At 62.6% G+C, this 20,510-nt stretch carries 15 protein-coding genes; 6 read left to right on the top strand and 9 right to left on the bottom strand.

All coding sequences use genetic code 11. The annotated features are described in order from the left end of the window. Positions 1 to 76: 76 nt before the first annotated feature. The 4 genes from BLT98_RS25875 to BLT98_RS25860 form a co-directional block, all read right to left on the bottom strand. The gene (locus BLT98_RS25875) at positions 77 to 2,194 is read right to left on the bottom strand and encodes an FUSC family protein (RefSeq protein ID WP_348272749.1); all 2,118 of its coding nucleotides are present in this window, start codon (positions 2,192 to 2,194) and stop codon (positions 77 to 79) included. A 129-nt stretch (positions 2,195 to 2,323) separates the two neighbouring features. Continuing rightward, positions 2,324 to 4,195, bottom strand: a complete 1,872-nt coding sequence (gene dxs / locus BLT98_RS25870; protein WP_092612844.1) for a 1-deoxy-D-xylulose-5-phosphate synthase — start codon at positions 4,193 to 4,195, stop codon at positions 2,324 to 2,326. After that, positions 4,196 to 5,095 (bottom strand): polyprenyl synthetase family protein, encoded by a 900-nt coding sequence (locus BLT98_RS25865; RefSeq protein WP_092613079.1) that lies wholly within the window; start codon positions 5,093 to 5,095, stop codon positions 4,196 to 4,198. Between the two features lie 8 nt (positions 5,096 to 5,103). Further along, positions 5,104 to 5,355 (bottom strand): exodeoxyribonuclease VII small subunit, encoded by a 252-nt coding sequence (locus BLT98_RS25860; protein WP_034784821.1) that lies wholly within the window; start codon positions 5,353 to 5,355, stop codon positions 5,104 to 5,106. Positions 5,356 to 5,760: 405 nt separating this feature from the next. On the opposite strand from BLT98_RS25860, the gene BLT98_RS25855 reads away from it, so the two are divergent. The 3 genes from BLT98_RS25855 to BLT98_RS25845 are packed head-to-tail and all read left to right on the top strand — an operon-like array spanning position 5,761 to position 8,706. Then, positions 5,761 to 6,861 (top strand): aromatic ring-hydroxylating oxygenase subunit alpha, encoded by a 1,101-nt coding sequence (locus BLT98_RS25855; RefSeq protein ID WP_092612841.1) that lies wholly within the window; start codon positions 5,761 to 5,763, stop codon positions 6,859 to 6,861. 57 nt (positions 6,862 to 6,918) lie between these two features. Then, the gene (locus tag BLT98_RS25850) at positions 6,919 to 7,842 is read left to right on the top strand and encodes a DMT family transporter (protein ID WP_035824654.1); all 924 of its coding nucleotides are present in this window, start codon (positions 6,919 to 6,921) and stop codon (positions 7,840 to 7,842) included. A gap of 12 nt (positions 7,843 to 7,854) precedes the next feature. After that, positions 7,855 to 8,706, top strand: coding sequence for a sulfurtransferase (locus tag BLT98_RS25845; protein WP_092613076.1), 852 nt, complete (start codon positions 7,855 to 7,857; stop codon positions 8,704 to 8,706). Positions 8,707 to 8,751: 45 nt separating this feature from the next. Here BLT98_RS25845 and BLT98_RS25840 read toward each other — a convergent pair whose 3' ends face one another. The 4 genes from BLT98_RS25840 to polA all read right to left on the bottom strand — a co-directional run bounded on the left by BLT98_RS25840 (position 8,752) and on the right by polA (position 15,542). Then, the gene (locus BLT98_RS25840; RefSeq protein WP_092612838.1) at positions 8,752 to 10,488 is read right to left on the bottom strand and encodes an ABC-F family ATP-binding cassette domain-containing protein; all 1,737 of its coding nucleotides are present in this window, start codon (positions 10,486 to 10,488) and stop codon (positions 8,752 to 8,754) included. 276 nt (positions 10,489 to 10,764) lie between these two features. After that, positions 10,765 to 11,523 (bottom strand): ZIP family metal transporter, encoded by a 759-nt coding sequence (locus BLT98_RS25835; protein WP_052140365.1) that lies wholly within the window; start codon positions 11,521 to 11,523, stop codon positions 10,765 to 10,767. A 246-nt stretch (positions 11,524 to 11,769) separates the two neighbouring features. Beyond that, on the bottom strand, positions 11,770 to 12,654 hold the full coding sequence (locus BLT98_RS25830; protein WP_092612835.1) for a dienelactone hydrolase family protein: 885 nt from the start codon (positions 12,652 to 12,654) through the stop codon (positions 11,770 to 11,772). A gap of 128 nt (positions 12,655 to 12,782) precedes the next feature. Continuing rightward, positions 12,783 to 15,542, bottom strand: a complete 2,760-nt coding sequence (gene polA / locus BLT98_RS25825) for a DNA polymerase I (RefSeq protein WP_092612833.1) — start codon at positions 15,540 to 15,542, stop codon at positions 12,783 to 12,785. 304 nt (positions 15,543 to 15,846) lie between these two features. Between polA and BLT98_RS25820 the strand changes: the two genes are divergently transcribed. From BLT98_RS25820 to BLT98_RS25810, 3 genes are all read left to right on the top strand, one after another. Beyond that, a complete protein-coding gene (locus BLT98_RS25820; protein ID WP_070278239.1) occupies positions 15,847 to 16,242 on the top strand; it encodes a hypothetical protein in 396 nt (131 codons plus the stop codon). A gap of 83 nt (positions 16,243 to 16,325) precedes the next feature. Further along, the gene (locus tag BLT98_RS25815) at positions 16,326 to 17,282 is read left to right on the top strand and encodes a homoserine kinase (protein WP_092612829.1); all 957 of its coding nucleotides are present in this window, start codon (positions 16,326 to 16,328) and stop codon (positions 17,280 to 17,282) included. Positions 17,283 to 17,284: 2 nt separating this feature from the next. Beyond that, positions 17,285 to 18,070, top strand: coding sequence for a BPSS1780 family membrane protein (locus BLT98_RS25810; protein WP_092612826.1), 786 nt, complete (start codon positions 17,285 to 17,287; stop codon positions 18,068 to 18,070). Positions 18,071 to 18,120: 50 nt separating this feature from the next. On the opposite strand, the gene BLT98_RS25805 is transcribed toward BLT98_RS25810, so the two are convergent. Further along, on the bottom strand, positions 18,121 to 20,430 hold the full coding sequence (locus BLT98_RS25805) for a UvrD-helicase domain-containing protein (protein WP_034784806.1): 2,310 nt from the start codon (positions 20,428 to 20,430) through the stop codon (positions 18,121 to 18,123). Positions 20,431 to 20,510: the final 80 nt, after the last annotated feature.

Here is a 20,510-nt window from a genome sequence, read left to right as displayed (position 1 = left end):
ATCAGTAAAGGCCGGTTGCGGGCGCAGCCGGCCGAGCGGCTACACGACGCCGAAAAAACGCGTCAGCACGATGGCGTCACCGCGCGCCGCCGGCCAGCGCCTGCACATGCTCGCGCAGCAAGCCGCGCAGCAGCTGCACCTGGGCCACGGCATCGGCCTGCAGGGCCGTCAATCCCTCGGCAATGCACGGAGCAGGCGCGCCGGCATCGGCTTCACCACGCAGCAAGGCATCGATTTCCCCGCTGACGGCGGCAATCCACCGTTGCAATTCGGGCGGCGCAGGCTCGGCCTGGGGACTCAGACTGATGCGCGCCGTGCTGCCCGCCACGCGGCGCAGCAGCGGCAGGGTGCGCAGCGCCGCCAGACCCACGCCGCTGCTGCGGTCCAGGCGGCGCTCGATGCGCAAGCGCTGCAAGACCTGTTCCGCGTTATTGCTGGCCAGTCCCGCCTCGCGGCGCAGGCGCGCGATGGCGCTATCCCAGCGTCCACCCGCCGCCAGCACGGCCAGCAGGTATTTCAGGTTGGCCGACACGGCTTTCGCCAGGCGCTGGTCCAGGTCGTCCGCCTCGCGGTCCGGCCACAGGAAAAACGTGGCCAGCAGGGCCAGCACGCAGCCCAGCACATTGTTGCCCAGGCGGCTCATCGCATACACCATCTCGCTGGCGGGCGCCGCATAATCGGCCACCAGCACGAAGGCCGGCGTCATGAACAGCACGTGCAGGCTGTAGCTGACGCGGCGCAAGGCCATGGTGGCGACGATCAGGGGAAACACCACCAGCGAGATGCCCAGCGGCGTGTAAATGACCAGGCCGATCAGCACGGCCAGCACGGCGCCCAGCACGCTGCCCGCGACCCGCTCGATGCCGCGCGGCCAGGTGGTCGACACGGACGGCTGCAGTATCAGCAAGGTCGCCATGGTGGCCCAGTAGCCGAAGGGAATATGCAAGGCCTCGACCAGCAGGAAGCCGGCCGTCGTCGCCAGCGACACGCGCGCCGCATGGCGCCAGCTCAGCGACTGCGGCGTGGCGTTGACTTTTGCCGTCTGCCACGCCTGCCCCAGCGCCAGGAAAGCCGCCTCGCGCCACGGCAGCTGCGCCGCGCGCGGCAAGCCCAGCTCCATGAAGTCCACGTTCAGGCGCAGCGGCAGCAAGGCGCCCAGCGCCGCTTCCAGGCGCCGTCCGCAGCCGGCCAGGCGGCGCTGCAAGGCCAAAGGCGGCGTTTCCGGCTGGCGCTGCACGGCTTGCCCCAGGCGGCGCAGCAGCACGGCCATCACTTCCAGGCTGCGCCGCGCGCGCGGGTCCTGGCGCAGGCGCTGCTGCTCACGCTCGCACGTATGCGTGACGGCGATCAGATAGGCGAAGATGCGCTCGGCGTCGCTGAGCGCCAGCAGCAGGTTGTCGTACAGGGCGCTGCGGCCCGCGCGCGCGGGCGGCACGGCGGCCAGCGCCACCCGCGCCGCTTCCAGCGCGGCGCGGGCCTGCGAACGGTAGCTGGCGCCATGCGCTGCCGCGTCTGCCTGCGCGGCATCATGTGCGAGAAAGCGCGCATTGTCGCGCGCGATCCCGGCCAGGCGCGAATACGCGGCGCGAATGGCGCGCCTGGCAGGGCTGAACGGGTGGATGCGCCAGATGGTAAAACTGAGCACGGTGGCGAACAGGCAGCCGAACATGTACAGGCCCAGGAAAGGCGCCGTCTGCGTCATCGATTCCAGCGGATGCGTGACCATCACCACGCACGCCGTGGCGGCCAGGATGGCCACCTGCGCCGTGGCCGCGCCCCAGATGCGCGCCAGCGCGCCGGCCCAGGAAAACAGCAGCACGGCAACGGCCGCCGCCGCCAGGCCATGGCCGGCCGCCAGCGCCGTCAGGCCGCCGGCCACCGTCGACAGCAAGCCGAAGCCCACCATCGAGACGAAGCGCATGCGCCGCGTGCCCGCCGCGTCGGCCAGGCAAGTCCAGAAGGCGCCGATGGCGGCCCAGGAAAAATCGGGGTGGTCGAACAGCAGGCCCAGCAGCAGCATGGCGCTCGAAGCGCAGGCGGCCCGCAAGCCTTCGGACAGGTTCGTTTCATCGATGGCCAGGCTGACCATCCACAGGGGGCGGCGCTGCGCCAGGGTATCGGTATAGGCGTGCATGCCCGTCAGCCAGCGGCTGGCCAGCGCGCGCGAACGGCGGTGAAGTTTCCTGAAATGCAAGATCGACTTTGAAAGGTATCAAAGCGTCATCGTAGCATTCCCCGGCGAAAAATGTTGCAGTGCAACGTAAATGACAGCAGACGAAAAAAAAGCGACACCGCGATGTCGCTTTTCCGTATGCAAGCCAGCTTAGCTGACAGCTGCCAGGCGCGGCGGCTGCGTGCCGCCAAAGCGCTGCTCGATCGACGCGGCGATGCCGGTGGCGTCCAGGCCCACGCTTTTCAGCAGTTGCACGGGGTCGCCATGGTCGATGAAGGTGTCGGGCAAGCCCAGCATCAGGATCGGCTTGACGATGCCTTCCGCTGCCAGCGCCTCGGCCACGGCCGAGCCGGCGCCGCCCATGATGCAGCCCTCTTCCACCGTCACCAGGTAATCGTGGTCGGCGGCAAGCTGTTTCACAAGTGCCACGTCGAGCGGCTTGACGAAGCGCATGTTCGCCACCGTCGCGTCGAGCTTCTCGCCCGCCGCCACGCTAGGCGCCACCATGGAACCGAAGGCCAGGATGGCGATGCGCTTGCCCTGGCGCTTGATCTCGCCCTTGCCGATTTCAATGCTCGTCAGTTCCGGCACGATGGCCACGCCGGCGCCGGCGCCGCGCGGATAGCGGATCGCGGCCGGGCCCGGATAATGGTAGCCCGTCGTCAGCATTTGCCGACATTCGTTTTCGTCGGACGCGGCCATGATGACCATGTTCGGGATGCAGCGCAGGAATGCCATGTCGTAATTGCCCGCGTGCGTGGCGCCATCGGCGCCCACCAGGCCGGCGCGGTCCAGCGCGAACGTCACGTCCAGGTTTTGCAGGGCCACGTCGTGGATCAGCTGGTCGTAGGCGCGCTGCAGGAAGGTCGAATAGATGGCCACGACGGGTTTCAAGCCTTCGCAGGCCAGGCCCGCGCCAAACGTCACGGAATGCTGCTCGGCAATGCCGACGTCAAAGTAACGGTTCGGATATTGCTGTTCGAACTTGACCATGCCAGAGCCTTCGCGCATGGCTGGCGTGATGCCCACCAGGCGCTTGTCGTGGGCGGCCATGTCGCACAGCCAGTTGCCGAACACTTCCGTGTACGTCATCTTTCCCGGCGCCGTCGCCGGCTTGATGCCTTCCAGCGGATTGAACTTCGGCGTGCCGTGGTACAAAATCGGTTCCGCCTCGGCCAGCTTGTAGCCTTGCCCCTTCTTGGTGACCACGTGCAGGAATTGCGGGCCCTTCAATTGCTTGATATTTTGCAAGGTCGGGATCAGCGAATCGAGGTCGTGGCCGTCGATGGGACCGATATAGTTAAAACCGAACTCTTCGAACATAGTGGCGGGCACGACCATGCCTTTGGCGTGCTCTTCAAAGCGCTTCGCCAGTTCCAGCACGGGGCCGGGCAAGACGGACTTGCCGACATTTTTCGCTGCCGCGTAGAACTGGCCCGACATCAGGCGCGCCAGGTGGCGGTTCAGGGCGCCCACGGGCGGCGAGATCGACATGTCGTTGTCGTTTAGGATCACCAGCAAGTTGACGTCTTCCTGCACGCCCGCATTGTTCATCGCCTCGAAAGCCATGCCGGCCGTCATCGAGCCGTCGCCGATCACGGCGATCGCATGCAGCGGGTCACCCTTGATCTTGGCGGCCTGCGCCATGCCCAGCGCGGCCGAGATCGACGTCGACGAGTGCGCCGTGCCAAAGGTGTCGTATTCGCTTTCGTCGCGCTTCGGGAAGCCGGAAATGCCATCCTTCTGGCGCAGGGTATGCATGCGCTCGCGGCGGCCCGTGAGGATCTTGTGCGAATAGGTCTGGTGGCCCACGTCCCACACGATGCGGTCGTGCGGCGTGTTGAACACGTAATGCAGCGCGACAGTCAGCTCGACCGTGCCCAGGTTGGACGACAAGTGGCCACCCGTCTTGGAAACGGAGTCGAGCAGGAAGCTGCGCAGTTCCTGGGCCAGCGGCACCAGTTGCGAGCGGGCCAGCTTGCGCACTTGCGCTGGTTCATTGATGGTTTCTAACAGTTTCATTTATGCCTTCCGCTGCACGACCAGGTCCGCCAGCTCGCGCAAACGGCGTGCCTTGTCCCCGAATGGCGCCAGCGCCGCATGGGCGTCGCACCGCAATTGTTCTGCCAGGGCTCGCGATGGTTCCAGCCCCAGTATCGATACGTAAGTGGGCTTGTTGGCGGCCGCATCCTTGCCTGCCGTCTTGCCCAGGGTGGCCGAATCAGCCGTTGCGTCGAGCACATCGTCGACCACCTGGAACGCCAGTCCGACGGCGCGCGCATACGCGTTCAGCGCCGTCATCTCGTCCGCCGTCAAGGCCTTGCCGGCCAGCGCGCCGAGAATCACGGCCGCGCGCAGCAAGGCGCCCGTTTTCAGTTGATGCATCTGTTCCAGCTGCGGCAAGGTCAAGGCCAGGCCGACGCTGTCGAGGTCGATCGCCTGGCCGCCGCACATGCCGGCCGAACCGGAGGCGTGCGCAAGCAGCTTGATCATCGCCATTTGCCGCGCCGGAGGAATGGCAGCGCCATCGGCCAGCAGCATGAACGCTTGCGATTGCAACGCGTCGCCGACCAGCAGGGCCGTCGCTTCATCGTAGGCGATGTGCACGGTGGGCTTGCCACGGCGCAAGGCATCGTCATCCATGCACGGCATGTCGTCATGCACGAGCGAATACACGTGAATCATTTCCAGCGCGCAAGCAGCACGGGCGAGGGTATCTTGATCGGCATTAAACAGTTCGCCAGCCGCCATCACCAGCAACGGACGCACGCGCTTGCCGCCGCCCAGCAGCGCATAGCGCATGGCAGCGTGCAGCTTGTGCGGCACGGTATCGGCCGCCGGCAGGAGCTGGTCGAGCCGGGCTTCCACGCCGGACTGGGTGGCTTGCATCCAGTCGCCGAAGGTCACGCCATCTTGTTGCATGCTGGCCATCATTGGGCGGCCTCACCGGCATCCACGAACGGTTTCAACATGTCGCCTTCGAGTACTTTCACCTGCGCTTCGACGCTGTCGAGCTGGCTTGCGCAATACTTGACCAGTTCCGAGCCGCGCTGATACGCCGCGACCGATGCTTCCAGCGGCAACTGGCCCGCTTCCATTTGCGTTACCAGCTGCGCCAGTTCCGCCATTGCCTCTTCAAACGAGGCCGGCGCTGCGGCAGCGGCAGTTAATTTCTTCGACATAGACTCAGATCTCTTCGTGGCACGAGGGGCTTGTAGGGAGACGCCGGGGATTCCCGGCCAGCATAGAAGCGTTATTTTAGAACAAACCACACTATTAAGTGAAAACTAAAGCGCAATCGGCGCGCTCAAAGTCAATAGCGTTGCCAGCTTGTCAGTGAATTTTAGCCGAATCCCCCCTCTCTGCCGAAAATTGCGCGCCAAATGACAATGTTTCTCATTAATAGGCTATTTCGCGGGGGAGTTTGATAATGCCGAGGCCGATCCGCGCTATAATCGCCGGTTCTGTCCGAAATACCGTTTCAACAAATTTGAATTCAGGTCTTTGCGGATTCTTTCTCTCTGTAGCGGTTGCCCAGGGAATGGCCTGGGGCACTGCTGACCGTTGTACATTTATGGGGGGTTGGGATGTCCGATCTGGCTACTCACGCCAAGCTGGCGCGTTCAAACGCGCAACTTCCGGTCCACGTCTATTTTGACGAAACGCTGTTGCAGCGTGAAATGCAGCAATTGTTCCAAGCCGGCCCGCGCTATGTCGGGCATGAGCTGATGGTGCCGGAAACCGGCGATTTTGCGACCCTGGCGTCTGAGAACGAAGGGCGCATGCTCGTGCGCAACGCCAATGGCATCGAAGTGCTGTCCAACGTGTGCCGTCACCGGCAGGCGCTGATGTTCAATGGCCGCGGCAATGCGAATCATATCGTCTGCCCGCTGCACCGCTGGACCTACGACCTCAAGGGTGAATTGATCGGCGCGCCGCATTTCCCCGAGACGCCGTGCCTGAACCTGTCGAAAACGCCGCTGCAAAGCTGGAACGGCTTGCTGTTCGAGCAAAATGGCTACAACGTGATGGAAAAATTGAAAGATTTGTCCGTCTCGAAAGACCTCGATTTTTCCGGCTATATGTTCGACCACGTGGAAATCCACGAGTGCGACTACAACTGGAAGACCTTCATCGAAGTCTATCTGGAAGACTATCACGTGGAACCGTTCCACCCGGGCCTGGGCAGCTTCGTCAGCTGCGACGACCTGCGCTGGGAATTCGGCAAGGATTACAGCGTGCAAACGGTGGGCGTGCACCGCGGCTTGCAGCAAGCCGGCTCGCCTGCCTACAAGAAATGGCAGGAGCAGGTGCTGCAATTCCGCGGCGGCGAAGCTCCGCCGTATGGCGCCATCTGGCTGACCCTGTATCCGAACATCATGGTCGAATGGTATCCGCACGTGCTCGTCGTCTCGACCCTGTGGCCCGACGGCCCGCAAAAGACGCGCAATGTGGTGGAGTTTTATTACCCGGAAGAAATTGTGTTGTTCGAGCGCGACTTCGTCGAAGCGGAACGGGCTGCCTACATGGAAACCTGTGTCGAGGACGATGAAATCGCCCAACGCATGGACGCGGGCCGCAAGGCCCTGATGGCGCGCGGCGTCAGCGAAGTGGGCCCTTACCAGTCGCCGATGGAAGATGGCATGCAGCATTTCCACGAGTGGTACCGCAACAATATCGAACTGTAGTCCCTCAAGGGCCGCCTCGTGCGGCCTTTTTTTATCCCCGCGTTTTTCAGGAATCAGATGCAATCTCTTTGGATGCTGTTTGCAAGTTTCATGTTCGCCATCATGGGCGTGTGCGTCAAGCTGGCGTCGGATATGTATTCGACGTCCGAAATCGTCATGTACCGCGGCATCATCGGCATGACCGTCATGAGCTGCACCATCCTCTATCAGGGTGGCAGCTTTAAAACCACGATGCCGGGCCAGCATCTGTGGCGCGGCGTGGTGGGCGTGATCGCCCTGTGGCTGTGGTTTTATGCCATCGCCATCCTGCCGCTGGCCACCGCCATGACCCTGAACTATATGGCGCCCATCTGGATCGCCGTGATCCTGCTGGCCGGCGGCTGGTGGAAAGCAACGAAGCAAGTCGAGTGGCCGCTGGTGGCGGCCATTGCCATGAGCTTTGTCGGCGTGACCCTGCTGCTGCAGCCCGTGTTCGAGACGGACCAGGCGGCTGGCGCCATCACGGCCTTGATTTCCGGCATGCTGTCGGCCCTCGCCTACCTGCAGGTGCGCAAGCTGGGCCTGCTGGGCGAACCCGAATACCGGGTCGTGTTTTATTTCTCGGTCGTCAATTTCCTCGCTGGCGTGATCGGCCACGTGGCCAGCGCCGGCGGCGGCCCCGTCGTCTGGCACGCGCACACGAGCGGCTACGGCATCGGCTTGCTGGCCGCCATCGGCCTGTGCGCCACCATGGCGCAGATGGCCATGACGCGCGCCTATCGCCTGGGCAAGACCCTCGTGGTGGCAAACCTGCAATACACGGGCATCGTCTTTTCCAGCTTCTGGGGCGTGGTGATCTTTGGCGACCTGTTCGACTGGCATGGCTGGGCCGGCATCGGCATCATTCTCGCTTCCGGCATCGCGGCAACCTATTACAATACCCGCAACACGGCCCGTGGCGCGGCGATCGCGCGCACGGATCCCATCGCCAGCGAAGTGTAAGGAGTCATGACCTTGTATACGACCTTGATCAACAGCAATGATTTGTCCAGCCACCTGAATGACAGCAACTGGGTCATCCTCGATTGCCGCCACGACTTGCTCAACCCGAGGGCCGGCAGCGATGCGTTTGCCGCCGGCCACATCCAGAACGCCCAGTTCGCCGATATCGACACGGCCCTGTCCGGCCTCAAGACGGCGCGCGGCGCGGACTTTACCGGACGCCATCCGCTGCCCGACCGCAACGCCCTGCTGGCCACCCTGCGCGGCTGGGGCATCAATGACGATACGCAAGTGGTCGCCTATGACGGGCAAGGCGGCATGTTCGCCGCCCGTTTGTGGTGGCTGCTGCGCTGGGTCGGCCATCCAGCCGTGGCCGTGCTCGACGGCGGCCTGGCCGGCTGGCAAGCGCAAGGCTTGCCGCTGGTCACGCCGGTGGCGCCCCGCCCTATTGGCAACCTGACGGAAAAATCCAGCCTGACACGCACGGTCAGCGTGCAGGACGTCGTTGCCAACCTGGAAACCCAGGCGTTGACGGTGATCGACGCGCGCGCGCCCGACCGTTATCGCGGCGAAAACGAAACCATCGACCCCGTGGGCGGCCATATCCCCGGCGCGAAAAACCGTTTCTTCAAGGACAATCTGCAAGCGGACGGCCGTTTCAAAGGCGCCGAGAAACTACGACGCGATTTCAGCGCATTGTTTGATGCGCCACAAGCAGCCATCATGCAGTGCGGTTCCGGCGTGACGGCTTGCCACAACCTGCTGGCAATGGAAGTGGCGGGTTTGCCTGGCGCGGCCCTGTATCCGGGCTCGTGGAGCGAATGGTGCGCCGATCCGGCGCGGCCCGTGGCGACGGGGAGTTAAAAAATGGCGGACCAGATGGTCCGCCATTTCTTTACCAGTGGAAAACTACGACGTTATCCCCAGCGCTTGATTCAAGCGCTCCAGTTCCGCCAGCCACGCTTGCTGGCTGACCGGCTTCTGGTGGCGCGGTTTTCTCGCCAGGTCTTCCGCCAGCAGTTGCTCCAGTTCGCACAAGCGCTCCAGCTGCACGTCGATGTCCGTCAGTACCGCAGACGCAGGCTCCACGCTCGGCGCAGGCGTCGACGCCTGTCCATCCTCAAGACTCAGCCGTGCATACGCGCTGGCCGCGTCAAGCCACTCTTCCAGCCCGCCATCGGCCACCACCCAAAACCGGTTGCAGGCCGTCTCGATCAGGTCGCGGTCGTGCGACACCAGCAGGCAGCCACCCGCAAAGCTGAGCAACGCTTGCCCCAGTTCCGCCTTGCCCTGCATGTCCAGGTGATTGCTGGGCTCGTCCAGCAGCAACAAGTGGTAGCTGGCCAGGGACAGCCCGAGGAACAGCAGCCGCGCCCGCTCGCCACCGCTCAGGGTCGCCACCGTCTGGCCATGGCGCGCATACGGGAAACCGGCCGCAATCAACGCCTGCTTGCGCGCCACCTGGCTGCGGGCAGCCTCGTTTTGCGCGGCAAACGGGTACAGGGCGTCGGACAGGTCGGCCGTATCGGCCAGCTGCTTGAGCGACTGGTCGTAATAGCCGATGTTCGCCGCCTTGTGATAACGCAAGTCGCTGCGCTCCTCCTGTGCCTGGATCGCTTGCCAGCACAGGCGCAGCAGCGACGACTTGCCGCTGCCGTTGGCGCCCAGCAAGGCGACCCGGTCGCCCGGTTTCAGCCACAGCTGGCCGACCTGGAACAACCGTGGCGAGGCAGGCACGGCGCGCACATCCAGCCCGTCGAGCGCCAGCAGCTGGTCGGCCGCCAGCGCCTTTCCGCGCAGACTCAAGCGCCAGGGCGCGCCGTCGCTGACGAACGATTGCACATCCTTCAGCTTGTCGATGCGCCGCTGCATGGTCTTGGCTTTGCGCGCCAGGTCTTCATTGTCATAGGTGCGGCCCCACAAGGCCAGGCGGGCGCTGCTGGCCGACAGGCGGTCGATTTCCTTCTGTTCGGCCGCATGCCGGGCGGCAGCGGCTACGTCCGCCTCGGCCAGCGCCGCCAGCGCGGGGCCGCACGGCAAATCGAAATCGTACAGGCGGCTATCGCGCAAGATCCAGCTGCGCGTGGCCACGTTGTCGAGCAGGCGCTGATCGTGCGAGACGAGGATGAAGGCGCCGCGCCAGGCCAGCAGGAATTGCTCCAGCCACAGCAGCGACGGCAAGTCCAGGTGATTGCTCGGTTCGTCGAGCAGCAGCACGTTCGGCTCCTGCAGCAGGGCACGCCCCAGCAATAGTCTCGTGTGCTGGCCGCCGGACAGCGAATGCACGGGCACTTGCGCCGTTTCTTGGTCAAAACCCAGTTCGGCCAGCAGGCTGTCGACCCGCCAATGCAATTCCGGCTGCTCCAGCACGGGCGCCAGCAAGGCGTCGTACAGGCTCAGCTTGGCAAGTTCCGGCGGCAAGTGCTGCTCCACGTGCTGCAAGCGGCAGGCACGAGCATAGTGGATGGTGCCGGCAGTGGCTTCTCGCGTGCCGCTGAGCAATCCCAGCAAGGTGGATTTGCCGCAGCCATTGTGGCCGATCAGGCCGATGCGGTCGCCCTGGCGCAAGGTAAAGGCGAGTTCGTTGAAGAGGAAACCGTCGTGGGTATCCAGTTGTAAAGCTTGTGTAGAGATAAGGGTAGTCATGGCTCTTGTCTTTGTTCGGGATGCAAGCATCCGCGTTAACAGGAGCGCTAACGACAACGGAGTACCAGGAAAGGACTCGTCTGGGAGGGTGACTTTGCTCTGGCCAGGTTATCGCAGCGCGATAGAACGTGGGCAAGAGCTGGCAAATGCGCTTAAAGAGCGTGCGCGCCACAAGGCGAGCAACAAGTTTTCTTCCATTATATTTTCCTCCTTTCTGTGCAAGTTAGTCAGAAAGGCAATATAGCATAGGTAGCACTGCGCCGACAGCGCCAGGCATCAACCGCCGTGGCGCTTATGCGTCAGGAACAGCACGATGCACACGCCCAGCGCGATCAACAGCACTTGCGGAATGGTTTCGCGCAAGGTGGCGCGGCGCTGCATCTGCGGCATCAGGTCGCTCAAGGCAATATAGATGAAGCCGGACGAGGCGAACACGAGCACGTAAGGAATCAAATTGCTGGCGCGGTCCAGGGTGAAATAGCCGAGCAAGCCGCCCGCCACCGCCATCAGGCTGCACAGCAGATTGAAGATATACGCGCGCAGGCGCGAGAAACCGGCATTGAGCAGCACGATGAAGTCGCCGATTTCCTGCGGGATTTCATGCGCGATGATGGCCAGGCCCGTCACCAGGCCCAGTTTCGGGTCGGCCAGGAAAGCGGCGGCGATCAGGATGCCGTCCGTAAAGTTGTGCATGCCGTCGCCCACTAAAATCATCCAGCCGGCCTTGCCCGCCTCGTGCTTGTCGTGGCCGTGCGCATGGTGGTGGCCGTCGCCTTCGTGGTGGTGCGAATGGCGCAAAATCGCGAATTTTTCCAGCATGAAAAAGGCCAGCAAGCCCGCCAGCAGGGTGGCGAACAGACTGCGCGGATCCGCCTGCGATTCGAACGCTTCGGGCAAGGCGTGCAGCAGGGACGTCGACAACATGATGCCGACGGACAAGCTGACCATGCGCTCGACCACTTTGGACAGGAATGCAAACGAAAAGATCGCCGCCGCGGTAATGCTGAAGACGCCCGCGATCGTGGTCGCGAGCAAAATGGATATAAGGACGGGATCGATGATTTTCTTACCTCAAAATGGCGCCGGCCTACGGGCGCCCGCAATGCTGGCGTCTGGCTTGATCTGTATAATATTGCTTTTTATTCAATCTTGTGCGCGCTTGGCGGCAGCGTGGCGCAGTGAAGATGCAATTGTACTGCATTGGCGCGAACCGGGCATTTTACAGCCCGGTGCGCCATTCGCGTCAATTTCTGGGAAATGCGGTATTTTTCTGTTGCGGCATCACGCCACGCCATGCTTCTTGAACCAGGCCAGGCAGCGCGCATAACCGTCTTTCGCATCGGCCGCCACATAGCTGGGGCGGTAATCGGCATTGAAGGCGTGGCCCGCATCGGGATAGACGACAAACTCGGATGGGTTGCCGCCCTTGGCCAGCGCCTCCTTCATCTTGCCGATCGATTCCTGGCTGATGCCCGTATCCTTGCCGCCATACAAGCCCAGCACGGGAGGCTTCAAGCTGGCGGCGATATCGATGGGATTGCTCGGCTGCAAGGCAGTCGCTTCGCCCACCAGGCGGCCATACCAGGCCACGCCCGCCTTGACGGCCGGATTGTGCGCCGCGTACAGCCATGTGATGCGCCCGCCCCAGCAAAAGCCCGTGATGCCCAGGCGGCTCGTGTCGCCGCCATTCTGTTTCGCCCATGCCACCACCGCATCGAGGTCCGCCATCACCTGCGCGTCCGGCGTCTTGGCGATGATGCCCTTCATTAAATCGGCAATGCTGGCCACCTTGGTGGGATCGCCCTGGCGCACGAACAAATCGGGCGCCAGCGCCAGATAACCCTGCTTGGCGAAGCGGCGCGCCATGTCGGCGATATGTTCATGCACACCAAAGATTTCCGAAATGACCAGTACCACGGGCAAGCCCGTCTTGCCTTCCGGCTGGGCCGCGTACACGGGCACGGCCTGGCCATCGACCATCACCGACATGGTGCCCGTGACGAGCCCGGCGGAGTCCGTCTTGATGACATTTTGCGCCGCCACGGGCAGCACGGCCACGGCAAAGCCCGCGCCCAGCGCCACCTTCAGGAAACCACGCCGGCCATCCGGCCCGGACACACTGCTCTGGCCCAGCAAACTTTCACAATCGGTGATCATGTCGCTCATGCGTTTCTCCTGAAGGTATTGCGTTTGGAAATGTCGGCTTACGCTGCGCTAGGCCGACCTACGGTCATTGCTCAAGTAAACATGTAGGTCGGCTTGGCGGGGCATGCCCCGCGTAAGCCGACGCAGCATCAATGCGCTTCGTCCCAGTTGCGTCCTACGCCCACTTCCGCCGTCAGCGGCACTTTCAACGCGGCCACGCCCGCCATCAGTTCCGGCAGCTTGCGCTTGACCAGTTCCAGCTCGGCGTCCGGCACTTCCAGCACCAGTTCATCGTGCACCTGCATGATCATCTTCGTCTGCAAGCCATCCGTTTCCAGCCAGCCTTGCACGGCGATCATGGCCAGTTTGATCAGGTCGGCAGCCGTGCCCTGCATCGGCGCATTGATCGCCGCCCGTTCCGCGCCCTGGCGGCGCGGGCCGTTCGGCGAATTGATTTCCGGCAGCCACAAACGGCGGCCGAACACGGTTTCCACGTAGCCGCGCGCCTTGGCTTGCTGGCGCGTATCTTCCATATACTGTTTCACGCCGGAGAAGCGGGCAAAGTAGCGGTCGATATAGCTTTGCGCGGCCGTGCGGTCCACGCCCAGGTTACCGGCCAGGCCGAACGCGCTCATGCCGTAGATCAAACCAAAGTTGATGACCTTGGCGTAGCGGCGCTGCTCGCTTTGTACTTCCGCGGCCGGCACGCCGAAGATTTCAGCGGCCGTGGCGCGGTGAATGTCGATGCCGTCGGCAAACGCGCGCAGCATGGCTTCATCGCCCGAGATGTGCGCCATGATGCGCAATTCGATCTGCGAATAGTCGGCCGAGACGATATGGCTGCCGGGCGGCGCAATAAAGGCTTCGCGGATGCGCCGGCCTTCCGCGCTGCGGATGGGGATATTCTGCAAGTTCGGGTCGTTCGACGCCAATCGTCCCGTCACGGCCACGGCTTGCGCATAGTTCGTGTGCACGCGTCCCGTGGTGACGTTGATCATTTTCGGCAACTTATCCGTGTAGGTCGACTTCAGCTTGGCCATGCCGCGGTATTCCAGCAGCACTTTGGGCAGCGGATAATCTTCGGCCAGCTTTTGCAAGACTTCTTCATCCGTCGACGGCGCGCCCGTCGGGGTTTTCTTGACCACCGGCAGTTTCAGCTTGTCAAAGAAGATTTCGCCGATCTGCTTGGGCGAACCCAGGTTGAATGGCTGTTCGGCCAGTTCATACGCCTTCTTTTCCAGTTCGAGAATTTTCACGGCCAGCTCGGCCGACTGGATGTTGAGCAGCTCGTCATCGATCAGCACGCCATTGCGCTCGATCTTTTGCAAGACCACGGCCGTCGGCATCTCGATCTTTTCATAGATGAAAGTCAGCTTCTCATCGTTCGCCACATTGCCCCACATGGCATTGTGCAAGCGCAAGGTGACGTCCGCATCCTCGGCCGCGTATTTCGCCGCCTGCTCCACTTCCACCTGGTTGAACGTGATCTGCTTGGCGCCCTTGCCGCACACGTCCTCGAACGGGATGGTCGTGTAGTTCAGGTGGCGCAGGGCCAGGCTGTCCATGTCGTGCTTCTTGTGCGATTCAAATACATACGATTCGAGCAGGGTATCGTGGGCGATGCCGCGCAACGTCACGCCGTGGTTGGCGAAGATGTGGCTGTCATACTTCAGGTTCTGGCCCAGCTTGGGCTTGTTCGCATCTTCCAGCCACGGGCGCAATTTCGCCAGCACGTGTTCGCGCCTTAATTGCTCGGGCGCGCCCGCGTAGTCGTGGGCCAGCGGGATGTAGCAGGCGGCATGCTCGGCCACGGAGAGGGAAATGCCGACCATCTGCGCCGTCATCGGTTCCAGCGACGTGGTTTCCGTATCGACGGCCGTCAGGGGCGCCGCATCGATCAGGGCGATCCATTTGTCCAGCTGCTCGTCCGTCAGCACGGTTTCATAGTCGGCTTCCACGGCCGGGGCCGCGTCGGCGAACATGTCGCCCGTGGTGTTGCTGGCGGCACCAGCGGCGGCAGGCGCGCCAACGGGCGACATCGGCGGCGCCGCCGCGCCCAGTTCGCGCAGCAGGGCCTTGAAGCCGTAGCGCTGGAAGAAGGCCAGCAGCGCTTCCTTGTCTTCGTGTTTCGCCACCAGCGAGTCGGCGATCGTCGTCATGTGGCCGGACAGATCGCAATCGGTCTTGACGGTGATCAAGGCGCGCGCCTGCGGCAGCCATGGCAGGGCCGTGCGCAGGTTTTCACCGACGGCGCCGCCCACCTTGGCCGCGTTTTCCATCACGCCTTCCAGGCTGTCGTACAAGGTCAGCCATTTGACGGCCGTCTTCGGGCCGCATTTCGACACGCCGGGCACGTTGTCGACCGTATCGCCGATCAGCGACAGATAATCGATGATGCGGTTCGGCGGCACGCCGAACTTGGCCAGCACGGCCGCTTCGTCGAGCTTTTCATTGCTCATGGTATTGATCAGCATCACCTGGCTGTTGACCAGCTGCGCCAGGTCCTTGTCGCCCGTCGACACCACCACGTTCATGCCGGCGGCAGCGGCCTGCACGGCCAGGGTGCCGATCACGTCGTCCGCTTCCACGCCGTCGACCATCAGGATCGGCCAGCCCATGGCGCGCACGGCTTCGTGGATCGGCTCGATCTGCAAGCGCAGGTCGTCCGGCATCGAAGCGCGCGTGGCCTTGTATTCCGGATACATATCATCGCGGAAAGTTTTGCCTTTGGCATCGAACACGCAGGCGATGTAGGCGGCCGGGTAATCGGCGCGCAGGCGGCGCAGCATGTTGACCATGCCGTGCATGGCGCCCGTGGGATAGCCATCCGGGCTGCGCAGGTCGGGCAGCGCATGGAAGGCACGATAAAGGTAACTGGAACCGTCGACTAACAGCAGGGTGTTTTGCATAATGCCAATAAAATAAGGTGAGCCGCGCCAGCCGGGACGAAACAGCGGCGGACGGGCGGAATATCGCACAATTATCGCAGAGTTTAGGGCCACGCCACCGGCCGCAACACGTGCCGTTCCTGGCGTTTTTATCACCCCGGCAGCCCCATGCGGGCGCGCGGGCGGCCGCTGCGGGCCATTTCGGCGCATTAATCAGCCGTATTAAGCAGCATTGCCTACCAGTTTGTTACAATGCCTTATAGATAAATTGACGGCATTACACCACTGCACGCGCTGCAGTCCCTCACATGGAAGCGAACCCATCATGATGCGTACATCGACACTCTGGACATTCCTCGCCCTGCCCCTGCTGGCATGTTCGGCCATCGCCAGCGCCCAGACGCCGGCCAAACCGAGCGACGCGCCGCCACAACTGGAACGTATCGAGGAAATGGGCGAAGCGCCCATCACCGTGGCACCGGCCGCGGCCAAGCAGCAGATTACCGAGAAACGCGAAGCGGGCGTGACGTCCGAAGTGAAAGTCACGAGCGGCGGCAGCACCTATTACATGAAGCCGGCCGCCGGCGGCGACCAGGCCCATAGCGGCGCCCTGCGCGGCCCGCAATGGAAAGTACTGGAATTTGATCTGGGCAAGAAGAAACAGAAACAACGCGACGAAGAGGCAGCGGACGCGCCAGCGCCGCCCGCACCAGCGAAGTAAGCAGCCACTCTCTTCTGCCCTGCCCCGGCCACCTGCGGGGCAGCCGGCTTTTTTTGACCTTTTAGACCAATCCTCTCTTTCCCATGGCAGTTTTTACCGCGCTACACCTGGACGATATCGGCCAGTGGATCACGCAGTTTCCACTCGGCAAACCTCTGGCGCTCAAGGGCATCGCGTCCGGCATCGAAAACAGCAATTTCTTCCTGAGCACGGAGTGCGGCGAGTACGTGCTGACGATCTTTGAAAACCTCAGCTTCGCGCAATTGCCGTTTTATCTGCAACTGATGCGCCATTTGGCGGACCGGGGCGTACTGGTGCCGGCGCCAATCGCCAATGCGGACGGCGAACTGGTGACGGCCCTGCAAGGCAAGCCGGCCGCCATCGTCAGCAAACTCGACGGCAGCTCGCAGATGGCGCCGCAAGCCGTGCATTGCGCGGCCGTGGGGGCCATGCTGGCGAAGATGCACCTGGCGGCGCAGGACTTCCCCCTGCAACAGCCGAATCTGCGGGGACTGGACTGGTGGAACACCACCACGCCGCTGGTCTTGCACCACCTCGACGATGCCAGGGCGCACTTGCTGCGCGCGGAAATCCATTTCCAGGACGCGTTTGCTGCCTGCGATACGTATAAAGCCATCCCGCGCGGTCCCGTGCATGCCGACTTGTTCCGCAACAACGTCATGTTTGACGGCGAGCAACTGACGGGCTTTTTCGACTTTTACTTTGCCGGCTGCGACACCTGGCTGTTCGACGTGGCCGTCACCGTCAACGACTGGTGCGTGGACCTGGACACGGGCGTGCTCGACACGGTGCGCGTGCGCGCCCTGCTCGACGCCTACCAGGCCGTGCGCCCGTTTACGCACGAAGAACAAACGGCATGGCAACCGATGCTGCGCGCCGCCGCGCTGCGCTTCTGGCTGTCGCGCCTGTACGATTATTACCAGCCGCGCGAAGCGGAAATGCTGACCCCGCACGATCCCACGCATTTCGAACGCATTCTGCGCGAACGTATCGCCACACCTGCTCCGGAACTGTTTTAAACATGGAAAAATTACCTGCAAGTACAGGTTGGCAATGGGTGAAACAAGGCTTCGCCCTGTTTCGCAAGCAACCTGGCGGCATGTCGATGCTGTTTCTCGGCTATATGTTCTGCATGCTGGCCGTCAGCATCGTGCCCGTGCTCGGCCAGATGCTGCCCGTCATCCTCGTGCCCGTCTTTTCCGTCGCCTTCGTGCAAGGCTGCCTGCACATCGACCAGGGCAAGCGCGTCCTGCCCAGCCTGTTGATCTCGGGCTTCCGCAAACCCGCGTTTCCTTCCCTGTTCGGCCTGGGCGTGCTGTACATCCTGATGGCCATCGTGGCCATCGGCGCCTCGACTTTGGTGGACGACGGCTTGCTGTGGCAACTGGTCACCGGGCAATTGACGGAAGAAGCGGCGCGCACCGCCATCCCCGAATCGCGCCTGGGCCTCGGCATCCTGCTGGCCATCGTGCTGTACGTGCCGGCCGCCATGGCCTTCTGCTTTGCTGCACCGCTGATCTACTGGAAACAAACCGGGCTGGGCAAGGCGCTGTTCTTCAGCTTTTTCGCCGTCTGGCGTTCGCTGTCGGCCTTCATCGTCTTCGCCGCCACCTGGTTCGCCATCAGCGTCGTCACCAGCCAGTTGCTGGCCATCATCTTTGGCCGCACGCCGCTGATGATGCAGCTGATGATGCCGTTGTCGATGATCTTGACCATCATCATGCATTGCTCGTTCTACGTCGCCTACCGCCAGATCTTCGGCGTGCCCGTCGATGAGAGCAAGACGGTGTCGCTGGACAAGCAGTAATCCCAGCAGCAAAAAACTGGGGTCAGACCCGACGGGTCTGACCCCGGCATTCATCGTCCCAGTCGTTCCAACTTGGCGATACCGAGGTCCAGCACCTTCATGCCGTGCTGGCCGAAGTTGATTTGCGCGCGCGCATTGCCGCCGCCGCCTTCGATATTGACGATCACGCCTTCGCCGAACTTGGCGTGCGCCACGGATTCGCCGATGCGCCAGCCGCCGCCCGTGGCTTTTTGCGCGATCTTTTGTGCAATCGCATTGTCCGAACCCAGGCTGGCCACCTTGGGCGCCTCGTCCCAGGCCGACTTGCGGTTGCCGAACCAGTTCGCCTGCACCTTCGGCGACAGCCATTTCAAGGATTCTTCCGGCAATTCGTCGAAGAAGCGCGATTTCATGTTGTAGCGCGTCTGGCCATGCAGCATGCGCGTCTGCGAAAAGCTCATGTACAACCGCTTGCGCGCGCGCGTGATCGCCACGTACATCAGCCGGCGTTCCTCTTCCACGCCGTTGTCTTCCTTCGAGCTGCTTTCGTGCGGGAACAGGCCCTCTTCCAGGCCCGTGATGAAGACATTGTCGAATTCCAGGCCCTTGGCCGAGTGCACGGTCATCATCTGCAGCGCATCCTGGCCCGCCTGCGCCTGGTTGTCGCCCGCTTCCAGCGACGCGTGCGACAGGAAGGCGGACAGCGGCGACATCACGGCCGGCAGCGGCGCGTCGGCGTCCAGGATTTCGATGCCATCCTGGTTGACGACGGGTGCGCCCGATTGCGCCTGGGCGGCAGGGCCCAGGTGGGCCGGTGCGCCCTGGCCGAAACCTTCCTCGGAAATGAACTGGCTGGCCGCGCTGACCATCTGCTCCAAGTTCTCGATGCGGTCGGCGCCCTCTTTTTCATTTTGATAGTGTTGCAGCAAGGTACTCGCTTCCAGCACCACTCTGACCATTTCCGGCAAGGACAATTGCTGCGTTTCGAAACGCACGCCCTCGATCAGCTTGACGAAACCGGCCAGCACGCTGCCCGCCTTGCCCGCCACATACGGCACGGCCGCATACAGCGAAATGCCGTACTGCTCCGACGCGGCCTGCAATTGCTCGATCGAGCGCATGCCGATGCCCCGCGTGGGGAAATTGACCACGCGCAAGAAGGCCGAATCGTTGTGCGGATTGTCCATCAATTGCAAATAGGCAATCGCGTGCTTGACTTCGGCGCGCTGGAAATAGCGCTGGCCGCCATACACGTGATACGGAATCGCGGCCGAGAACAGCGCGTGTTCGATCACGCGCGACTGCGCATTCGAGCGGTACAAGATGGCGATTTCGCTGCGCGAGGCGCCATCGGCGATCAGGCTTTTCGCCTCTTCGATGATCCACTGTGCTTCCTGCAGATCGGAACTGGCTTCGTACACGCGCACCTGCTCGCCATGGCCCGCGTCCGTGCGCAGATTCTTGCCCAGGCGCTTGCTATTGTTCGCAATCAGCACGTTGGCGCTGTCGAGGATGTGGCCGTGCGAGCGGTAGTTCTGCTCCAGCTTGATCAAGTTCTTGACCTGGAACTCGTGCTCGAAAGCGCTCATGTTGCCCACGTTGGCGCCGCGGAACGCATAGATGCTCTGGTCATCGTCGCCGACGGCAAACAGGGCGCCGCCATCGCGGCTGCCGTGACCGGCCAGCAATTTGAGCCAGTTGTATTGCAGATTATTCGTATCCTGGAACTCGTCCACGAGAATGTGGCGGAAACGGGCCTGGTAGTGTTCACGCAGGGGCTGGTTACGGCTCAGCAATTCATACGTGCGCAACAGCAATTCCGCGAAATCGACGACGCCTTCGCGCTGGCACTGGTCGTCGTACAGCTGATACAGCTCGACCATCTTGCGCTCGTGCGCGTCGTACGCTTCCACGTCCGTGGCGCGCAAACCCTGGTCCTTGGCATTGTTGATGAAATACATCACCGTCTTCGGCGGGAATTTTTCATCATCGATATTGTTTGCCTTCAACAAACGCTTGATCACCGACAATTGATCCTGGGAATCGAGGATCTGGAACGTCTGCGGCAAGGCCGCGTCGCGGTAGTGCGTGCGCAGCAGGCGGTTGCACAGGCCGTGGAAGGTGCCGATCCACATGCCGCGCGTGTTGATCGGCAGCATGGCCGACAGGCGCGTGAGCATTTCCTTGGCGGCTTTATTGGTAAACGTCACGGCCAGGATGCCGGGCGGCGATACCTGCTGGGTCTGGATCAGCCACGCGATGCGGGTGGTCAGCACGCGGGTCTTGCCCGAACCGGCGCCTGCCAGGATCAGCGCGTGCTGCGCCGGCAAGGTGACGGCAGCCAATTGTTCGGGATTGAGGTTGTGAAGAAGATTTTGCATCCCGTGATTATACCGGCATGGCTAAAAATACTGTGCATTTGTCCAGCGGTCGCGCCGCATTCGCCGCGTGCGCGCTACAA

Origin of the sequence: Janthinobacterium sp. YR213, from assembly GCF_900099875.1 — a bacterium.
GTDB classification, from domain to species: Bacteria; Pseudomonadota; Gammaproteobacteria; order Burkholderiales; family Burkholderiaceae_D; genus Janthinobacterium; species Janthinobacterium lividum.
The sequence above is the reverse complement of the archived record's forward strand: the minus strand, read 5'-3'. Positions and strand labels throughout refer to the sequence as shown.